Below are 18,430 nucleotides of genomic sequence, written 5' to 3' on the forward strand. Positions count from 1 at the left end.
TGAGGCAGTCAGAAAAAATGCCGAGGTCCGATCAGCGGCGCGCGCATAGCAGAAGGGCGGCCGAAGCCGCCCTTCCCGAAGCCACACCCGTACGGCTTACTGCAGCGCGTCCTTCAGCGCCTTGCCGGGCTTGAACGCGGCATTGATCGACGCGGGGATCTCGATGGTCTCGCCCGTCTTCGGGTTGCGGCCCTGGCGGCCGGCGCGGTTGCGCGCCTCGAAGGTGCCGAAGCCGACCAGCGTCACAGCTTCGCCGCGCTTGAGCGCATCGGTGATCGACTCGATCGTCGCGTTGAGGGCGGCCTCGGCCTGGCCCTTCGTCAGGTCCGAGCGTTGGGCGATGGCGTCGACGAGCTGGCCTTTGTTCATTGGGGTACGACCTGGTCTGGGTTGCGGAAGGGCGCGTAGGGTAGCCGATGCGCGGCGCGCGGCCCGGCGCGACGCGTGTGGTCGGCTGCCGTCGGTGCGCGGGATGCGTGGCGTCGCAGGTGATCGCGGCTGGGCGATCGGCGCGATTAACTGGCAAAACGGCGACCGGCTGCGTCACGGGCGCGGCCGATCGCCAAACGATCAACGGCTTCGCGAACTCTTGCGAGCCGACTTCTTCGCGGCGGCCTTGCGCGTGGCCTTCTTCGCCGTCGACTTGCGTGCGCCGCCCTTCTTCGCAGCCGTCTTGCGCGCGCTCTTCTTGGCCGCCGACGCGCGTCCGGCCTTGCTCGCCGCTGCCTTGCGCGCGGTCGACGGAGTCTTGCGCGCCGTCTTCTTGGCCGAGGTCTTGCGTGCGGACTTCTTGGCGGCGGTCTTGCGCGTCGTCTTCTTCGCCGCCGCCTTGCGGGTCGCCTTCTTGGCCGTCGACTTGCGCGCACCGGCCTTCTTCGCCGTCGCCTTCCTCACCGCGCTCTTCCGCGCGCCGCTCTTCTTCGCGGCCTTTCTTGCCGCCTTTTTCGTCGCCTTCTTGGCGGTGGACTTGCGACCGCCGCCCTTCGCGCCGCCGTCCTGCTTGTTCACCGTTGCCCAGGCGATGCGCTCGGCGGCTTCCTCCGAACGTCCTTGGCGTCGCTCGCTCTCCTCGATGTGCTCAGCCTGCCTGCGTTGCTTGCTCGAATAGGACGACTTGTCACCACGGGGCATGTCGGTCTCCTCAGATGGGCGCGTTCTGCGCCGCGGCCGATGTAGCAGCCGCGAAGTGGAGACAGTGACAAAGGCGTCACGGGTTTCGCCGCGGTGGAATGGCGGGTAGCAGTCCGATGCATCGGATATCGCGCCCGGCCATCGGGATGCCAGGCTGCCGAAGACGTGCGACACGCTGGACATCGCACGCGAACGCTGATGCCGGGCGAAGCCAACCGGTCGGGCATCCGCCACGCCATCGCGACCTCCTCCGCCCCACGCTGTGCGCATGTCGCCGGACCGTCGCCCACCGCCCGTCACCGCCGATGGCCGCTACATCGTCGTGCGCGGGCGCCTGTGGCGGCGTGCGAACCCGGAGATCCCCGAGGACGAGCGACAGCGCCTCACCGATGCGCTGATGCACGCGCGACGCGAAGTCGGTGCGGCCTTGCGCGCGGGCGACGCGGCCGCGGAGAAGGCGGCGCGTGCGCGCGTGCATGCGGCGAAGGTCGCGCTGGGCGAGCGTGGCCCGGTGTGGTGGTGCGACGGCGCGCCCGACTACGGCCGGCATCTCGCGCGCAACACGCCGTACGCGGCGTGGTACGCCGCGCTCGGCGACGACTGACGACGGCCTTCGCACCCGGGCCGGTATGCTCTCTGCGACACAGGAGGGCTGCATGCGCTACGCGCTCTACATCGCCGTGATGGTCGCGACGCTCGTCGCGCTGGCCTGCGTACTGACGATAGGCGAGGGGAGGATCGTGCTCGCGCTGCTGCTGCCGTTCGCGGCGCTGGGCAGCTGGGACCTGATCCAGCGACGCAGCACTCTGCGTCGCAACTATCCGCTGCTCGCGCATTTCCGCTACGGGCTTGAAGCCATCGGCCCGGAAATGCGCCAGTACTTCATCGAGGCCGACACCGCCGAGGTGCCGTTCTCGCGCCAGGAGCGGGCGCTTGCCTACCAGCGTGCCAAGTCGGTGCTCGACACACGGCCCTTCGGCACGCTGCGCGACATCTACGGCGACCAGTACGAGTGGATCAACCACTCGCTGCAGCCTTCGGAATACATGCCGCACGACTTCCGCGTGACGGTCGGCGAGGGGCGCGCGCAGCCGTACTCGGCCAGTGTGTTCAACATCTCGGCGATGAGCTTCGGCTCGCTGTCGGCCAATGCGATCCGCGCGCTCAACCGCGGCGCGCAGATGGGCGGCTTCTACCACGACACGGGCGAGGGCTCGATCTCGCCCTACCACCGCGAGTTCGGGGGCGACCTCGTCTGGGAAGTCGCCTCGGGCTACTTCGGTTGCCGCAACGAGGACGGCAGCTTCAGCGAGGAGAAGTTCGCCGCCGCGGCCGCCGACCCGCAGGTCAAGATGATCGAGGTGAAGCTGTCGCAAGGGGCGAAGCCGGGCCATGGGGGCGTGCTGCCGGGCGCGAAGGTGACCCCCGAGATCGCGGCGACGCGCGGCGTGCCTGTCGGGGTCGACTGCATCTCGCCGGCGCGTCATTCGACGTTCGATACGCCCAAGGGATTGCTGGAGTTCGTCGACCGCCTGCGCACGCTGTCCGGCGGCAAGCCTGCCGGTTTCAAGCTGGCGATCGGGCATCCGTGGGAATGGTTCGGCATCGCCAAGGCGATGCACGAGACGGGCATCCTGCCGGACTTCATCGTCGTCGACGGCGCGGAAGGCGGCACCGGCGCGTCGCCGGCCGAGTTCATCGATCACGTCGGTGTGCCGATGCACGAAGGGCTGATCCTGGTGCACAACACGCTGGTGGGGCTCGGGCTGCGCGACCGAATCCGCATCGCGGCGGCGGGCAAGATCATCAGCGGCTTCGACATCGCGCGAACGATGGCGATGGGCGCGGACTGGTGCAACGCCGGCCGCGGCTACATGTTCGCGGTCGGCTGCATCCAGGCGCAGAGCTGCCATACCGATCAATGCCCCACGGGCGTCGCCACGCAGAACCCCAAGCGATGGAAGGCGCTGGACGTGCCGGACAAGGCCACGCGCGTGCACAACTTCCACGAGAACACGCTGAAGGCGCTGCGCGACCTGATCTGCGCGGCGGGCCTGCAGCACCCCGGCCAGCTCGGGCCGGAGCACATCCTGCGCCGCATCTCGCCCACCGAGGTGCGCTCGCTGGCGACCATCTACAACTTCCTCGAGCCCGGCGAGCTGCTGACCGGCACCCCGCGGCACGCGGTGTTCGAGCAGTACTGGGGTGAGTCGCGCAGCGATTCCTTCGCACCGCCGGCGCGCATCGCCGCCCGGCGCGACAGCAAGAGCCTGTGAGGCTCAGTCCAGCAGCGTGAGCACGCGTTCGGGCGGGCGGCCGACGACGGCGCGGCCGCCGTATACGAGGATCGGCCGCTCGACGAGTTCCGGGTGCGCCGCCATCGCCTCGATCAATCGCTCCTCCGTGAGCGAGGCATGGCCCAGCCCGAGCGCCTCGTAGGCGGCCTCACCAGTCCGTAGAAGCGCGCGCGGCGACTCGCCCGTCATCGCGACGATCTCGCGCAGCCGTTGCGCTGAAAGCGGCGTCGCCATCAGGTCGACCACCTCGGGCTCGATGTCGCGCTCGCGCAGCAGATCCAGCGCACCGCGGCATTTCGAGCAGCTGGCCTTGTTGTGGAGCAGCAGGGGACGGTCGGTAGCCATGCGTCTTCCTCGCGTTCGATGGGCGCCGATTATCGCGCGGCCGCTTCACCCGGCGAGTACGCGCGCTGGGCGACGTTTCGGAAAACCGCTGGAGGTACGTCATGGCGAGGCCCATCTGGACCGGCGCGATCTCGTTCGGTCTGCTCAACATCCCGATCAAGCTGATGTCGGGCGAGCGCCGCACCGACATCCACTTCCGCATGCTCGACTCGCGCAACAACTCCCCGGTGCGCTACGAGCGCGTCAACGCGGAGACCGGCGAGGAAGTGCCGTGGAAGGAGATCGTCAAGGCCTACGAGTTCTCCAAGGACAACTACGTGGTGCTGCAGCCCGAGGACATCGAGCGCGCGGCGACCGAGAACCACGAGACCATCGCGATCGAGGCCTTCGTCGACGCCGAATCCATTCCGCTGGGTTACCTGGAAAAGCCCTACATCCTCGTGCCGGGCAAGAAGGCGGAGAAGGGCTACGTGTTGCTGCGCGAGGTGCTGAAGAAGAACGGCCGCGTCGGCATCGGCCGCGTGGTTATCCGCACCCGCGAGTACCTGTGCATGCTCGTGCCCGAGGGCGACGCGCTGATGCTGATGCTGATGCGCTTCCCGCAGGAACTCGTCGACGCCTCCGAATACGAGCTTCCCGCCGGCAGCGCACGCGCCTGGCACGTAACGCCGCGCGAGATGGAAATGGCCGAGATGCTGATGGAATCGATGACCGACGAGTGGAAGCCCGCCGACTACAAGGACGAGTTCCGCGAGCGGCTGTCGGAGGTCATCAAGAAGCGCATCAAGCAGAAGGAGACGGCGCACATCGAGGACGAGCGCGAGGACGAGGGCGAGGAGGCGACGAACGTCGTCGACTTCATGGCGCTGCTGAAGAAGAGCCTGGAAGGCAAGGGCGGCGGCGCGTCCAAGCCCGCCAAGAAGACCGCGCGCAAGACGCCCGCGAAGAAGACCGCGAAACGCCGGGCGGCCAAGAAGCGGGCCTGACGCATGGGCCTGCAGGAGTACAACCGCAAGCGGCGCTTCGCGAAGACACCGGAGCCCAAGGGCGAGGCCGCGCGCCGGCACGCCGGGCCGCTGTCGTTCGTCGTGCAGCTGCATCATGCGCGGGCTCGGCACTACGACTTCCGGCTGGAAGTGGACGGCGTGCTGCGCAGTTGGGCGGTGCCGCGCGGTCCGTCCTTCCGGCCCGGCGAGAAACGGCTCGCGGTCGAAACCGAGGACCATCCGCTCACCTACGAACACTTCCAGGGCCTGATCCCGGAAGGCGAGTACGGCGCGGGCCACATGGCCATCTTCGACCACGGCACATGGGCGCCCGAGGGCGACCTGCACGAGGCGCTGCGCAAGGGGCGCCTCGACTTCCACCTCGACGGCGACCGCCTGAAGGGACGCTGGTCGCTGGTGCGCACGCACCACCAGGGGCGGCGCGGCCAGTGGATGCTGCTCAAGCGCACCGACGAGTACGCCGCCGACCTCGAGGCCGACGATTTGATCGGCGACCTGCCCGCGCCGCCGCCGGATGCCCCCGGCGCGTCGACGAAGTCGGGCCTCGAGATCCGCGCCCGCAAGGGCTTCGATACCGGAACGTCGCCAATGGCCAAGCCACGCAAGACCGCCACCCGCACGACCGCCGCGCCGCGCGCGCGTACGGCTGCCGCGAAGACGACATCGGCTCGCAAGTCCGCCCGCGCCGCGCCAGCGCGCGACCTGCGTGCGCTCAAGCGCGAGGCGGCACGGCTGGCCGACGGCGCGAAGTTCCCGACCGGCGAATTCGTGCAGCCCATGCTCACGGTCGCGGCGGAGAAGGCGCCGTCGGGCGAGGAATGGATCCACGAATGGAAATGGGACGGCTACCGGCTCATCGGGCAGAGCGGGCGCTCGCCGATGCTGTGGTCGCGCAACGGGATTCCGTGGAACGAGCGCGCCCCCGAGCTGGTGAAGATGCTGAAGTCGCTCGGCACCACCGCGGTGCTCGACGGCGAGCTGATCGCGGTCGACACCTCGGGCTACAGCGATTTCAACGCGCTGCAGCGCGCGCTGTCCGAGAAGGACGCGCGCTGCCTGCGCTACGTCGTCTTCGACCTGCTCTCGCTCGACGGCCACGATCTTCGCGCCGTGCCGCTCATCGAGCGCAAGGCGCTGCTGGAGCGGCTGCTCGAAGGCGCCGATCCGCGCTTCTTCTACAGCACGCACATCGTGGGGCGCGGGCCCGAGATCTTCGAGGCGGCGCGGGGCCGCGGTATGGAAGGGATCATCAGCAAGCGCGCGGACTCGCTCTACGTCGACGGGCGTTCCGAGCAGTGGCTGAAGGTCAAGACGGCGGAAACGCGCGACTTCGTCGTGGTCGGTTACACCCCGCCGAAGGGGTCGCGCCAAGGGTTGGGCTCGCTGATGCTCGGCCAGTACAAGGACCGCACGCTGGTCTATGCCGGGCGCGTCGGTTCCGGGATGAACAACGATTTCCTGCTCGACCTGGTCCGCCAGCTGCGCGACATCGAAACCGACGACCCGGTGGTCGAGATCCCGAAGCACGTGCCGCTGCCGAAGGGGCGCATCCACTGGGTGCAGCCGAAGATGGTGGTCGAAGTGTTCTTCCGCGGCTGGGGCAAGGAAGGGCTGGTACGGCAGGCGTCGTTCCATCGCCTGCGCGACGACAAGCCAGCGACGCCGGACGCGCTCGAGCAGCCCGAACCGGTCACGTCGGCCACAGCGACCAGGCGCGCCAGGAAGGCGGTGGCGACTGCGACGGCGACAACGGCCGCCAAGAGCACCGTCAGGAAGGCAGCTGCAAAGAAAGCCGCGAGTAAACGCACCGTGGCGAAGAAAGCGCCGGCCACGAAGCGCGGCAAGTCGCGCGGCATCGACCTCGACGACTCCAACCTGCCAACGCTCAGCAGCCCTGGCCGCGTGGTCTACCCGGATGCCGGCTACACCAAGCAGGACGTCTGGAATTACTACCTCGCCGCCGCGCCACAGCTGCTGGAGGAGATCGGCGGCCGCCTGATATCCATCGTCCGCTGCCCCGATGGGATCGGCGGCCAGCACTTCTTCCAGAAGCACGTGAAGCACGGCTTCGGCGACGAGGTGAAGCCGTTCAAGCTCACCGAGAACGACGGCGACGAGGCGACCTACTTCTACGTCGACAGCCTCGAAGGGCTGATGTCGCTCGTGCAGATGAACACGATCGAGATCCACCCCTGGGGCTCGCGCATCGAAACACTGGAGCAGCCCGACCGGATCGTGTTCGATCTCGATCCGGATCCTTCCATCGACTGGCCGACGATTCGCGCCGCCGCCAGGGACGTCCGCGATCGCCTGCTGGAGGTCGGCATCGAATCCTTCCCGAAACTGTCCGGTGGCAAGGGCGTGCACGTGGTCGCGCCGCTCAAGCCGAAGGCCGACTGGGAGGCGGTGCGCCGGTTCTGCGACGCGTTCGCGGACACGATGGCCCGGCAGTCGCCCGAGCGCTACGTGGCGACCATGAGCAAGGCGCAGCGCAAGGGCCGCATCTTCATCGACTGGCTGCGTAACGGGCGGGGCGCCACCAGCGTGGCGAGCTGGTCGCTGCGGGCGCGCAAGGGCGCGCCGGTCGCTGTGCCGGTGACGTGGGCGGAGCTGTCGCGCGTGCGCAGCCCGGCCCGTTACACGCTGAAGGACGCGGCCAAGCGCGGCATGCCCGACGAGGCCGCGGCGATCATCGCGCGCGCCAAGCCCTTGCCGGTCTGATCGATTTTCGCTGCCGTCCTATCCGCGTGTCGCGAGAGCGCGCGTGCGCGACAGGACATGCGTGGCACGACTAGGTGCTGTGGCCCGCACAAAGAAGAACGGCGGCATCGCGCCGCCGTTCATTTGACCTGTTCGATGTCGGATCAAGGCGTCGGCGGCGTGGTCGTATTGCCGTTCTGCTGGTCCGAATCGGTGCTCGTAGTTCCCGTGCCCGTACCGGTGCCCGTGCCCGTGCCGGCGTTCGTCGTATCCGTGCCAGTACCGGTACCGGTACCCATCGTGTCGGTACCCGTGCCCATGGTGTCGGTCCCGGTCGTGCCCGTCGTGCCGGTGCCCGTCATGTCGGCGGACGTACCGGTGGTGCCGGTGCCGGTCATGTCGGTGCCGGTGGTGCCCGTCGTATCGGTGACGGGTGCGGTTGTCGCGGTGGTGTCGGAGCCCGCCGCGGTAGTGGCGGACTGGTCGGCGGTTTCCTGGCGGCCGCAGGCGCTCACCAGCAGCACCGTCGCCGCAATGGCCAGAGTCTTCTTCATGATCGTTTCTCGCTCGTGGGGGAGGGCCCGATGACCCGCGATGAACTCTCGCAGATGCGATGGCAGGAATTCGTCAAACGCATGTGAGCGCAATGTTCGGCCGCGCGAGTGTCGAACTCCGGAAAAAACTTCCCTTCGGCGCAACAAGCGCGTGAATCCCGCATGAGTTTTACCGCCCCGCGCAGGCTTCGCGTTGGCATGCCTCTTGCGGATAGTCCTTGGTCGCATTACAGCGCGGCTCCATGCACGCAGATTCCGGATGAAGGAGGGCAGTTCAGTGCGTGATCAACAGTTGGGACGCCAGCTCAAGGACGTCGCGAGCGATGTCGCGCGACTCGGGGCGCAGGCATTCAACGCAGGTCGAAACTGGCTCAATGACAGGAGGCAAGACATGCATCACAACGAACACGGCAATCAGCACTCGAGCGGTAGCGAGCGCGGCCAGCACGGTTATCAGTCGGAGAACGCGCACAGCTCGCGTCAGGGCAGCGGGCGCGAAAGTGGACAGTGGGAGCCGGGCTATACCAACCAGATGAACCAGGGCGAGATGTTCGGGCGCGGCAACCAGTACGGTCAGAACAACTACGGCACGTCCGACTACGGCCAGCAGAGCTCGAGCGGCCAGGGCTACGGCTCTCAGTTCCAGGGCAGCTCGGGCCAGTACGGGCAGGGCCAGCAGTACGGACAGAGCGGCTACGGTGCGCAGAGTGGTCAGGCCTCGGGTTCGATGGGCTATAGCGGCTACGGCTCGTCGCAGCAGCAGTACGGCCAGGGCAGCTCGCAGTCGCAGCAGCACGACGCGCAGCGCGGCTACGGCGGCCCGCAGAGCCAGCAGTACGGCCAGGGCTCGCAGCAGCATGGTCAGGGCGCCTATGGCCAAGGCTCTCAGTACGGCCAGGCCTCGCAGGGTTCGCAGTACGGCTCGCAGATGCACGGCAGCTCGCAGCAGGGCCAGTCGCAGGGCTTCGGCGAGCAGTACGGCCGTACGCCGGGCTACGGCGCCTATGGCGGCGAGAGCCAGGGCTCGGGCGGCCGCTCGTTCGGCCAAGGCTACGGTTCCAGCTCGGGCTACGGCTCGCAGGGCGGCTACGGCCAGCAGTACGGCGCGGGCTCGAGCGGCAGTAGCTACGGCCAGCAGGGCAGCAGCTACGGCGGCGGTGATTTCTCGCGCGATCGCGAGTATCTCGTCGGCGGCTTCGGTGCGTCGCAGACGGGCGTACACGGCGGTTACGGCAGCCCGTACATGCAGCACGAGACCAGCTTCTCGAGCTGGCGCGGGCAGGGCGACTACGGCAGCACGCAGATGAACCCGCAGGCGTCGTCGCAGCAGTACGGCTCGCAGGGCTCGCAGCAGTACGGCTCGCACGGCTCGCAGCAGTTTGGTTCGCAGGGCTACGGGCAGGGCTCCCAGCAGTCGGGCGGCTCGCAGGGCTACGGGCAGCAGGGCAACGGCTTCGGCGAGTCGCAGTACGGCACGGGCCAGTCCCAGTTCGGTTCGAGCCGCGGCTATGGCGACGGTGGCTACTCCAACCGCTCGCAGTCGAGCTTCTCCGGCAACAGCCAGACGCAGTTCGGCCAGGGCTCGGGCTCGTCGCAGTTTGCGCAGGGTGCGCAGGGCGGCATGCACGGCTACGGCAGCCAGTCGCAGGGCCAGCATCGTGGCCGCGGCCCGAAGAACTACGTACGTTCGGACGAGCGCATCATCGACGACCTCAACGAGCGCCTGATGAATGCGCACGACATCGACGTGTCCGATGTCGAGGTGCGCTGCGAGGGCGGCAAGATCGTGCTGGACGGCACCGTCGAGCAGCGCTGGATGAAGCACCGCATCGAGGACATCGCCGAGTCCTGCGCGGGTGTTCGTGACATCGACAACCGCGTGCGCGTCGGCTCGTCGCAGTCGTCGACGTCGGGTTCGCGCTCGTCGATGGGCTCCCAGTCGTCGTCTTCGTCGTCCTCGGCCGGCAGCAGCGGCTCGTCGTTGTCGTCGGGTTCGACCGGCGAGCAGTCGCAGTCCTCGCTGTCGGGCAGCTCCGGTTCGCAGTCGCTGAGCGGCTCGGAATCGGCGAGCAGCGAGTCGGGCGACGCCGGCTCGCGCCAGGCTGGCGGCACGGCCGGCGCGTCGCGCAGCAAGGACGGCTCGTCCTCGCGCTCGGGCACCAGCGGCACTACCGGCGGCAGCGCTTCGCAGCACTGACGCGATCACGGAAAAGGCCCGCCTACGCGGGCCTTTTCTTTTGCCTGCCGTTCCGCCCTCAGGGCATCGGCGGCATGTGGCGGAGGATCTCGATGCAGCGCATGCCCGCGTCCTCCGCGCGCGAGAGATTGGCCATCGCAGCGGGAATGTCGCCGATCTCGATCATGTGTCGCGCCGCGGCGGTCGCCATCGTCAGCGCGTTTACCTCGTTGGAGAGGTCGTGGCGCCAGCGACCGGTGTAATGCACCGGCCGCGGGAACGGGCCGGCCGGCGGGAACCCCTCATGCATGTGACGTCACGGGTTCGCCGGGCACCGACAGGCGCGCGAGCTGGTTGTGGATCGTGCGCACGCTGACGCCGAGAATGCGCGCCGCCTCGGTCTTGTCGCCGTCCACCTTCGCGAGCGTCTTGAGAAGCATCTCGCGCTCCACGTCGGCGTAGCTCATTCCGACGTGGAACACGATGCTGCTGTCGTCCTGATGCAGCGGCAGCGCGCGCCGGCCCAGCGGCGGGATGCGTATCAAGCCGCCGTCGCTCATCAGGTAGGCGCGCTGCACCACGCTGCGCAACTCGCGCACGTTGCCGGGCCAGCCGTGCCGCAGCAGCATGCGCTCCGCGTCGGGCGACAGGCGCTTGTCCTGGCCGTGGTCGCGATTGAGCCGGTCGACGAATACGTGCGCGAGCAGGATCACGTCCTCCCCCCGCGCGCGCAGCGGGGGCAGGGCGACGATGAAGTCGGCGAGGCGGTAGTAGAGGTCCTCGCGAAGCACGCCCTGTTCGATCGCCTGCACAGGATCGCGATTGGTGGCCGCGACGATGCGCACGTCGACCGGAATCGCCTCCGTGCCGCCGACGCGCGTGACCTCGCCCGTCTCGAGCACGCGCAGCAGGTAGACCTGCAGCGCCGTCGACATCTCGGTGACCTCGTCCAGGAACAGCGTGCCTCGATGGGCCTGCTCGAAATAGCCGACATGGCGCTGCTGCGCGCCGGTGAAGCTGCCGCGCTCGTGGCCGAACAGGTGGCTGGCCAGGAGGTCGGGCGCGATGGCGCCGCAGTTGACCGCGACGAACGAGCCACGCCGCCCGCTGCGTGCATGCACCGCGCGTGCGACGAGTTCCTTGCCCGTGCCGCTCTCGCCGGTGACGAGCACCGAGATCGGCGTGGGCGCGACGCGGTCGATGTCGCTCGCGAGCCTGCGCACGGCATCGCATTCGCCGACGATGCCGTCGGGCCGGTTGCCGGCCGCCAGCGCCATCGCGCGCGCCGATGCGGCCTGCAGCAGCGACTCGAACTGGCGCGGGCACAGCGGCTTGAGCAGATAGTCCAGCACCGGCAGCCCGACCGCTCGCGCGGCGTTCTCGACCGACGGCTCGCCGGTCATCAGCGCAATGCGGCTGTGCTGGTGCGCGTCGAGTTCTTCGAGCAGGTCGAACGCAGTGCCATCGGGCAGGCTGACGTCGAGCATGGTGAGGTCGCTCATGCCGCGGCCCATCGCGCGGCGCGATTCCTCGAGCGAATGGGCGATGGACGCCTGGAAGCCGTGCGCACGCGCGAAATCGGCGGCGGCGGATGCGAACGTGGCGTCGTCGTCGATGATGAGTACGGACGGTTGAGCGTCGGCCATGGGCGGGCCCGTGTTACGAGTGGCCCGCAGGCTAGTCGTGCCGCGGTTAACGCGACGTATGAGCCTGCAATCCTTTCGCAGGCCTGCAGAAGCTTCGCTCGCCTGATGCGGCTGCTGTCACGCGTGTATCACCCGCGGCCTGCGCGAAATGCCCGCGCTATGCGTGATCCGTGCATCGACGCCGCCTGCGGTCGCCGCAGGCGCGGCGCGAACGCAGCTTCCGTGCCAATACTTGCCCCTGAAACGCGAAAGCCGCCCGGAGGCGGCCTGCGAACGACGATGACGTCGTGAACCTGGTGGGCGGTGCAGGGTTCGAACCTGCGACCCTTGCCGTGTGAAGGCAATGCTCTACCGCTGAGCTAACCGCCCGGGTGGGGCGCGAAGTATAGAAGCCGCGAGCGGCTTTGCCAACATTCCGCGTGATGCGATCCGGTTGGGAAGCGACGACGGCGGCCCGCCCACAGTGGCTCAGTCGAGCGGCCACCCTGCCGGCCGGCGAGGGGCCTCAATCGGCGGAAACGGGAAGCCGCGGCCCGTTCCGCTCGCATCGTTCCCGGCGTCGAAGCCGTCGACGCGGCCCGCATGCGGAGTCACCGGTGCCAGCACCAGGCGCATCCAGTGGCGGGGGCGGCCGCTTGACGCGCTGAAGTGGTATGTAGCGCCGAGCGCATTGGCGCGGTCGCGAATGCCCTGCAGGCCCAGGCTGTCGGGCTGCGCCGGGACGTCGATCGCCCCCTGCGCATCGCTGATCGACAGTTGCAGCTCGCGGCCTGCACCCGTGTCCTGAAGGTCGAGCTGGACGTGGATCTCGCCGCCGCAACCGTGGCGCACGCCGTTGGTCACGGCCTCCTGGCTGATCCGGTAGACGCCGGTCGCGATGTCGAGCGGCAGCGGGGCGACGTCGCCGCGAATGGCACAGGTGTAGGCGACGCCGGCATCGGCCGCGATCTCGGCGAGCGGCCCCGCGGCGAGCGCGCGCTCCAGCCCGAAGCGTTCCAACGCGATCGGATGCAGCCGGCGGATCACGTTGCGCAGGTGGCCGTGCGCTTCGGCGACCATGCCGCGCAGCAGTTCGAGTTCCGCGCGCATCCCGTCCGTCGTGGCGAGGCGTTCGGCGAGCCGCAGGCGCGTCGCGAGCGCCGTCATGTCCTGGCCGATCTCGTCGTGCAGTTCGAGGCCCACGCGGCGGCTTTCCGCCTCGCGCTGCGCCGAGAGTCGCGTCGCGGCATCGCGCAGCGCTTGCGTCTTGTACTGCAGCTCCTCGATCGAGCGCGACAGGTCGATGCGCTGCGCGAGCATGGCATCGCGGCGCGTGCCCAGCAGCAAGGCACCGGTGGCGGCCACCGCGAAGATGCGCTGGATCTCCTCCGCAGGCCAGGCCGCGAAGGCACCATGCGCCACCGCGAGGAAGCAGCACGAGACCAGCGCGAGCGCCGCCACTGCCGCGCGCCGGCCGCGGGTGGCGCCGATCACCGTCAGCGGTACGGTGACGAATACCCAGTTGTAGATGGTCGGAATGCCCAGGCCCGGCACGAGGGTGAGGCCCACGCCGAGGCTGGGCAGCAACGCCAGCGCGTAGCGCATGCGCCGCGTTCGTTTCGGGACGGGATCGCGCTTGTCGAGCGCCATCACGACGAGCGGGACGAGCGTCATGATCCCGGCGTAGTCGCCGAAGGCGAACGTGAGGAAGAGCTGCACCGGGTGCGTCACCGTCTCGTCGTCCAGCCAGCGCAGGCCGACGAGGAACAGCCCGTTCGCGGCGGCCCCGACGAGGCCCGCGACCACGGCGTACGACAACGCGTGCGTCGACGCGTCGCCGTCGCTGCGTGCCGCGTACTGGCGTACCTCGCGCACGACTACGGCGTAGATGAGCCACGGCACGAGTGTTCCGCCGATGGCGGGGACGAGGTCGTCGAAGACCGGGAACACCGGCGAGGTGATCAGGATGCCCGCCCACTCGGCGAGTGCGAGGCCGGGCCAGAAGCGCATCGGCGTAGCCCACAGCGCGGCCACGCGCATTCCGGCCGGCAGGAACCAGTACGCGGAGGACAGGGAATACAGTGCTGGCCAAGCGGCGGGATAAAGGATGAAGATCATCCACGGCGCACGACGCCAGCTTCTCATCGCCGTCCCGATAGAATTTCCGGCCCCGCGAATCGTCATCACATGCGCGCTCTAAGAATTATTCTGGTCGACGATCATCCGATCGTCCGTGCGGGTTTCCGCCAGCTGCTGGACATGCAGTCCGGCTGGGGCGTCGTCGAGCTCGGCAGCGCGGCCGAACTGGCCGCCTACCTGCGCGGCGGCGAGGTCGACGTGCTCGTCCTCGACCTCTCCCTCGCCGATGCCGACGGCCTCGTGCTGATCCGGCAGGTCCTCGCCGCGAAGCCGACGCTGCCCATCATCGTTCTTTCCATGCACGACAGCGGGCTCTACGTGCAGGACGCCCTCGCGGCGGGTGCGATGGGCTACGTCACCAAGCGCTCGGGCCCGGACGAGATCGTGGATGCCGTCAATGCCGTCGCCGCGGACCAGCAATACCTCAGCCAGGACATCCGTGCGTACGCGCAGAATCCGGCGGCGGGCAACCTCCACGCGCCGGAGCTCACCGCGCGCGAGGCGCAGGTCTGGCTGCTGCTGGCGCGCGGTCATACGGTCGCGCGCGTGGCCAGGACGATGGACGTCAGTCCGAAGACGGTCTATGCGCATCGCAGCAGCATCTACACCAAGCTGGGTGTCTCGTCGGACCACGAACTGCGCCAGCTGGCGCTGAAGCGTGGCGTCATCTAGCGCTCGCACGGCGCGGAAGCGCACCGGGGCCGCCTCCGCCCTCAGGCGGGATCGTTCTCCGCGGCGCGACCGACCGGGCCGGGCACGTAGCCCGTAGGCGGCACGGCGGACGCGACGCGGTTGCGACCGGCCTGCTTGGCCATGTACATGGCGCGATCGGCTTCCGACAGCAGCTTCTGGTAGCCGTAGCCCGAGTGGCTCGTACACGCCACGCCAATGCTGGCGGTGACGGGGACATGGCAGCCGCCCGAGAGATAGTCGAGCTCGCCGATCGCCCTCCGGAAGCCTTCGGCCAGCGCAGCCGCCTGGTCGATGTCGAGATCCGACAGCGCGAGTGCGAACTCCTCGCCGCCAAGGCGGCCGATCGCATCGCGCTCAGGACACAGGCCGCGACCGATGTCGGCGACCTGCTTGAGCACCCAGTCGCCGACGGCATGCCCGCATTCGTCGTTGATGCGCTTGAAGTGGTCGATGTCCAGCAGCAGCACGCTGAGCGGACGCTGGCGCTGCTCGCAGTCCGACAGCAGGCGTGCGGCGGTCGCGCCGAAATGCCGGCGCGTGGCCAGGCCCGTGAGCGAGTCGGTCTGGCTCAGGCGGCGCAGCACGCGGTGCGTGCGGCGCGAATGCCATGCCCAGTAGGCGACCACCGCGATCGCCAGTCCCATCAGCACGATCGCCAGCCGCATGGCGCGGGCCGACTCGGCGAGCGCGCGCTTCTCCGCGGTGAGCGCACGGTTCTGATGGGTCAGTACCGCGGCCTGCTGTTCGCGCTCCAGCGCCTGGTGGCGCGCGAGTTCCATCGCGTATTCGCGGGCCTGCGCATCGTCGACGAGCGTCTTGTCGGCGGCGTGGTACTCCTCCATGTAGTTCAGCGCACGCCCCAGCTCGCCTTTGCGCTTCGCGCTGAGGTAGAGCACGCGATAGGCGGTGGCAAGGGGCATCCAGTGCGGATCCTTGCCGTCCAGCGCCACGATCTGCTGGGCAGTGCGTTCGGCCGCCTCGAGATCGCCGTCGGCGAAATGCAGGTCGGTGAGCTGGCCGTAGTACTCGGCGGTGAGGCGACCGTAGGCGACGTCGCGCACGCCGTCGAGATTGTTGCGCAACAGTTCGATCGCCTCGGCCGGTTCGCCGATGTTCTGCAGGTGGCGCGCGCGCGAGGCAATGACGAGATAGACGCCGATGGGCTCCTTGGCCGCATCGCAGGCGGCTATCGCTTGGTCGAAGACGGCATCCGGGATGCCGCCCGTGTCGGCCAGAGCATTCATGGCGCGCACGCGATTCTCGTGCGCGGCGCAGAGGACACGCGGCGTGCCGCCAAGCTTGATCTGGCGCTCTGCGTACGCACGTGCCAGCTTCGCTTCGCCGAGCTGGTTGTACAGCGTGGCGGCGACTGCCAACCCGAGCTGGCGGATCGCCGGATCGCGCACCTTGCGCTCCATGGCCAGCGCTTCCGACAGGTAGTGCAACCCGTCCGGATAGTCGCGCGTCAGCGCGCCGGTGTTGGCGATCAGCAGCGCGGCGCGATAACGGAGATCCATGTCGCCGGCGTCGCGAGCGAGGCGCTTTGCGACGGCGATGCCGGCGGGATAATTGCCGAGCACGATCTGCTCGTGCGCCTGCAGGAATTCGAAGAGTTCGCGCTCCGCGCGCGTGGCATCGCCGTCGAGAGTCCTGGCCTGCGCCAGCAGGGCGCGGAATTGCCGCACGTCCGACGACCGCACGCTGTCCGCACGCGCGAGTAGGTCGCCCAGTGCCGAGCCCCATGCCGGCAAGGCATGCGCGAGCAGAAGTAGTGCCGCCGCAAGTATCCGGCGGCCCATCGGAAAATTCGCCACGGTGTCCCCTGGGCTTCACGCGTCCCTGACACTGATTATGCGGCGCGCGACCGATAAACTTGAGTCGGTCGCGCGAGGCTAAGTGAACGGGAGGATCGCAACGCCACGGGCGGAGCCGATCCCGACCGTCGCTTTGACAGTACGTGGTCGTACGGGGTGTATCGCGGGTGAAGGGTAGACTTGCGGGCTCAGTCGTTCATGTCCCCCATCGATGACCCGACCTTCCTCCTTCGACCGCGACCAGCTGCTGGCCTGTGCCCGTGGCGAGATGTTCGGCCCCGGCAACGCCAAGCTGCCGGCGCCGCCCATGCTGATGTTCGATCGCATCACCGAGATCGCCGAAACGGGTGGCCGCTACGGCAAGGGCGTGATCCGGGCGGAGCTCGACATCCGCCCGGACCTCTGGTTCTTCGAATGCCACTTCCTCGGCGACCCGGTGATGCCCGGCTGCCTCGGCGTCGACGCCATGTGGCAGCTGGCCGGCTTCTACCTGCCGTGGCTGGGTGAGCCCGGGCGCGGCCGCGCGCTCGGCGTGGGCGAGGTCAAGTTCACCGGGCAAGTCCTGCCCGAGGCGAAGGTCGTGTCCTACGAGATCGACATCCGGCGGGTGATGCGCGGCAAGCTCGCGCTGGTCATCGCCGACGGCCGCACGTACGTCGACGGCCGCGAGATCTACGTCGCGAAGGACCTGCGAGTCGGCCTGTTCGGCTCGACGGAGGGCTTCTGATGCGGCGCGTCGTCGTCACCGGCATGGGTCTGACCTCCTGCCTCGGCCGCGAGCTCGACACCGTGTCGACCTCGCTGCGTGAGGGGCGCTCGGGCATCCGCTACATCCCCGAATACGAGGAGCTGGGCCTGCGCAGCCGCGTCGCGGGCGATCCGGGCCTCGACTTGGACGCGCTTGTGGATCGCAAGCTTCGGCGCTTCATGGGCGATGCCGCGGCGCATGCTTACGTCGCGGCGATGGACGCGGTCGCGCATGCAGGCCTCGACCCGGCACTGCTGCGCAGCCCGCGCGCGGGCGCGATCGCCGGCTCGGGCGGCGGCTCGGCGCAGTGGCAGATCGAGACCGGCGAGCTGCTGAAGAACAAGGGCGTGCGCCGCATCGGGCCGTACATGGTGCCGCGCACGATGTGCTCGACCGTGTCAGCCGCGCTCGCCACCGCCTTCGGCATCCAGGGCGTCAGCTATTCGATTTCCGCGGCCTGCGCGACCTCCGCGCACTGCATCGGCGCAGCCGCTGACATGATCCGCCACGGTATGCAGGACATCGTTCTCGCCGGCGGCGGTGAGGAACTGCACTGGGGCATGACCTCCCAGTTCGACGCGATGGGCGCGCTGTCCACGTCGTTCAACGACACGCCGGAAACGGCGTCGCGCCCCTACGACGCCGACCGCGACGGCTTCGTCATCGCCGGCGGTGGCGGCATGTTCGTGCTGGAGTCGCTCGGGCATGCGCAGGCGCGCGGCGCGACGATCCTGGCCGAGCTGGTCGGCTACGGCGTGACGTCCGACGGCGTCGACATGGTCGCGCCGTCCGGCGAGGGCGCGGTGCGGTGCATGCGCATGGCGCTGGACGGGCTGGATCGCCCGATCGACTACCTCAACACGCACGGTACCTCGACCCCGGTTGGCGACATCACCGAGCTGCAGGCGGTGCGCGCGGTGTTCGGCGACGCAATCCCGCCGCTGTCGTCGACGAAGGCTCTGAGCGGCCACTCGCTCGGTGCGGCCAGCGTGCACGAGGCGATCTATTGCCTGCTGATGATGCAGGGCGGCTTCATGGCGGCCTCGAACAACATCCGGACGCTCGACGAGCGCGCGGAAGGCTATCCGGTGCTGCGCGAGACCACGCCGGCGCAGCTGCGCACGGTCATGTCCAATAGCTTCGGCTTCGGCGGCACGAATGCGTGCCTGGTGTTCTCGCGCTTCGAAGGATGAGCGCAGCG

At 68.8% G+C, this 18,430-nt stretch carries 16 protein-coding genes and 1 tRNA gene; 8 read left to right on the forward strand and 9 right to left on the reverse strand.

What is annotated here, in order from left to right; all coding sequences use genetic code 11:
• Positions 1-96: 96 nt before the first annotated feature.
• Together IE066_RS03275 and IE066_RS03280 are read right to left on the reverse strand one after the other, a co-directional pair.
• Positions 97-369, reverse strand: coding sequence for an HU family DNA-binding protein (locus IE066_RS03275; protein WP_189446930.1), 273 nt, complete (start codon positions 367-369; stop codon positions 97-99).
• A 201-nt stretch (positions 370-570) separates the two neighbouring features.
• Positions 571-1,305, reverse strand: coding sequence for a HupB (locus IE066_RS03280; protein WP_425488889.1), 735 nt, complete (start codon positions 1,303-1,305; stop codon positions 571-573).
• A gap of 94 nt (positions 1,306-1,399) precedes the next feature.
• Here IE066_RS03280 and IE066_RS03285 point away from each other — a divergent pair, with 94 nt between their 5' ends.
• The gene (locus tag IE066_RS03285) at positions 1,400-1,735 is read left to right on the forward strand and encodes a hypothetical protein (RefSeq protein WP_189446931.1); all 336 of its coding nucleotides are present in this window, start codon (positions 1,400-1,402) and stop codon (positions 1,733-1,735) included.
• Between the two features lie 52 nt (positions 1,736-1,787).
• A complete protein-coding gene (locus IE066_RS03290; protein ID WP_189446932.1) occupies positions 1,788-3,407 on the forward strand; it encodes an FMN-binding glutamate synthase family protein in 1,620 nt (539 codons plus the stop codon).
• Positions 3,408-3,410: 3 nt separating this feature from the next.
• On the opposite strand, the gene IE066_RS03295 is transcribed toward IE066_RS03290, so the two are convergent.
• On the reverse strand, positions 3,411-3,773 hold the full coding sequence (locus tag IE066_RS03295) for an arsenate reductase family protein (protein WP_189446933.1): 363 nt from the start codon (positions 3,771-3,773) through the stop codon (positions 3,411-3,413).
• A 101-nt stretch (positions 3,774-3,874) separates the two neighbouring features.
• Here IE066_RS03295 and ku point away from each other — a divergent pair, with 101 nt between their 5' ends.
• Both ku and ligD read left to right on the forward strand, forming a co-directional pair.
• Entirely contained in the window at positions 3,875-4,759 is an 885-nt protein-coding gene (gene ku / locus IE066_RS03300; protein ID WP_189446934.1) for a non-homologous end joining protein Ku, read from the forward strand.
• Positions 4,760-4,762: 3 nt separating this feature from the next.
• Positions 4,763-7,501, forward strand: coding sequence for a DNA ligase D (gene ligD / locus IE066_RS03305; protein ID WP_189446935.1), 2,739 nt, complete (start codon positions 4,763-4,765; stop codon positions 7,499-7,501).
• Between the two features lie 143 nt (positions 7,502-7,644).
• Here the strand turns inward: ligD and IE066_RS03310 are convergent, their stop codons facing one another.
• Positions 7,645-8,034, reverse strand: a complete 390-nt coding sequence (locus tag IE066_RS03310; protein WP_189446936.1) for a hypothetical protein — start codon at positions 8,032-8,034, stop codon at positions 7,645-7,647.
• A gap of 391 nt (positions 8,035-8,425) precedes the next feature.
• On the opposite strand from IE066_RS03310, the gene IE066_RS03315 reads away from it, so the two are divergent.
• Positions 8,426-10,231, forward strand: coding sequence for a BON domain-containing protein (locus IE066_RS03315; protein WP_229790644.1), 1,806 nt, complete (start codon positions 8,426-8,428; stop codon positions 10,229-10,231).
• Positions 10,232-10,289: 58 nt separating this feature from the next.
• Here IE066_RS03315 and IE066_RS03320 read toward each other — a convergent pair whose 3' ends face one another.
• From IE066_RS03320 to IE066_RS03335, 4 genes are all read right to left on the reverse strand, one after another.
• Positions 10,290-10,520 carry a hypothetical protein gene (locus tag IE066_RS03320; RefSeq protein WP_189446937.1) on the reverse strand — a complete coding sequence of 77 codons (231 nt, stop codon included), beginning with the start codon at positions 10,518-10,520 and terminating at the stop codon, positions 10,290-10,292.
• Positions 10,513-11,856 carry a sigma-54-dependent transcriptional regulator gene (locus IE066_RS03325; RefSeq protein WP_189446938.1) on the reverse strand — a complete coding sequence of 448 codons (1,344 nt, stop codon included), beginning with the start codon at positions 11,854-11,856 and terminating at the stop codon, positions 10,513-10,515. The genes IE066_RS03320 and IE066_RS03325 overlap by 8 nt, the downstream gene beginning before the upstream one ends.
• A 294-nt stretch (positions 11,857-12,150) precedes the next feature.
• Positions 12,151-12,225: transfer RNA gene (locus IE066_RS03330), tRNA-Val, on the reverse strand.
• Positions 12,226-12,324: 99 nt separating this feature from the next.
• A complete protein-coding gene (locus tag IE066_RS03335) occupies positions 12,325-13,980 on the reverse strand; it encodes a histidine kinase (protein ID WP_189446939.1) in 1,656 nt (551 codons plus the stop codon).
• Between the two features lie 42 nt (positions 13,981-14,022).
• Between IE066_RS03335 and IE066_RS03340 the strand changes: the two genes are divergently transcribed.
• On the forward strand, positions 14,023-14,646 hold the full coding sequence (locus tag IE066_RS03340) for a response regulator transcription factor (protein ID WP_189446940.1): 624 nt from the start codon (positions 14,023-14,025) through the stop codon (positions 14,644-14,646).
• 41 nt (positions 14,647-14,687) lie between these two features.
• Here IE066_RS03340 and IE066_RS03345 read toward each other — a convergent pair whose 3' ends face one another.
• The gene (locus IE066_RS03345) at positions 14,688-16,481 is read right to left on the reverse strand and encodes a GGDEF domain-containing protein (RefSeq protein WP_189446941.1); all 1,794 of its coding nucleotides are present in this window, start codon (positions 16,479-16,481) and stop codon (positions 14,688-14,690) included.
• Positions 16,482-16,692: 211 nt separating this feature from the next.
• On the opposite strand from IE066_RS03345, the gene fabA reads away from it, so the two are divergent.
• Entirely contained in the window at positions 16,693-17,208 is a 516-nt protein-coding gene (fabA, locus tag IE066_RS03350; protein WP_189446942.1) for a 3-hydroxyacyl-[acyl-carrier-protein] dehydratase FabA, read from the forward strand.
• Positions 17,208-18,422, forward strand: coding sequence for a beta-ketoacyl-ACP synthase I (fabB, locus tag IE066_RS03355; RefSeq protein WP_189446943.1), 1,215 nt, complete (start codon positions 17,208-17,210; stop codon positions 18,420-18,422). Before fabA ends, fabB begins: the two co-directional genes overlap by 1 nt.
• Positions 18,423-18,430: the final 8 nt, after the last annotated feature.

The sequence above is a fragment of the Cognatilysobacter xinjiangensis genome (assembly GCF_014651995.1).
GTDB lineage: Bacteria > Pseudomonadota > Gammaproteobacteria > Xanthomonadales > Xanthomonadaceae > Cognatilysobacter > Cognatilysobacter xinjiangensis.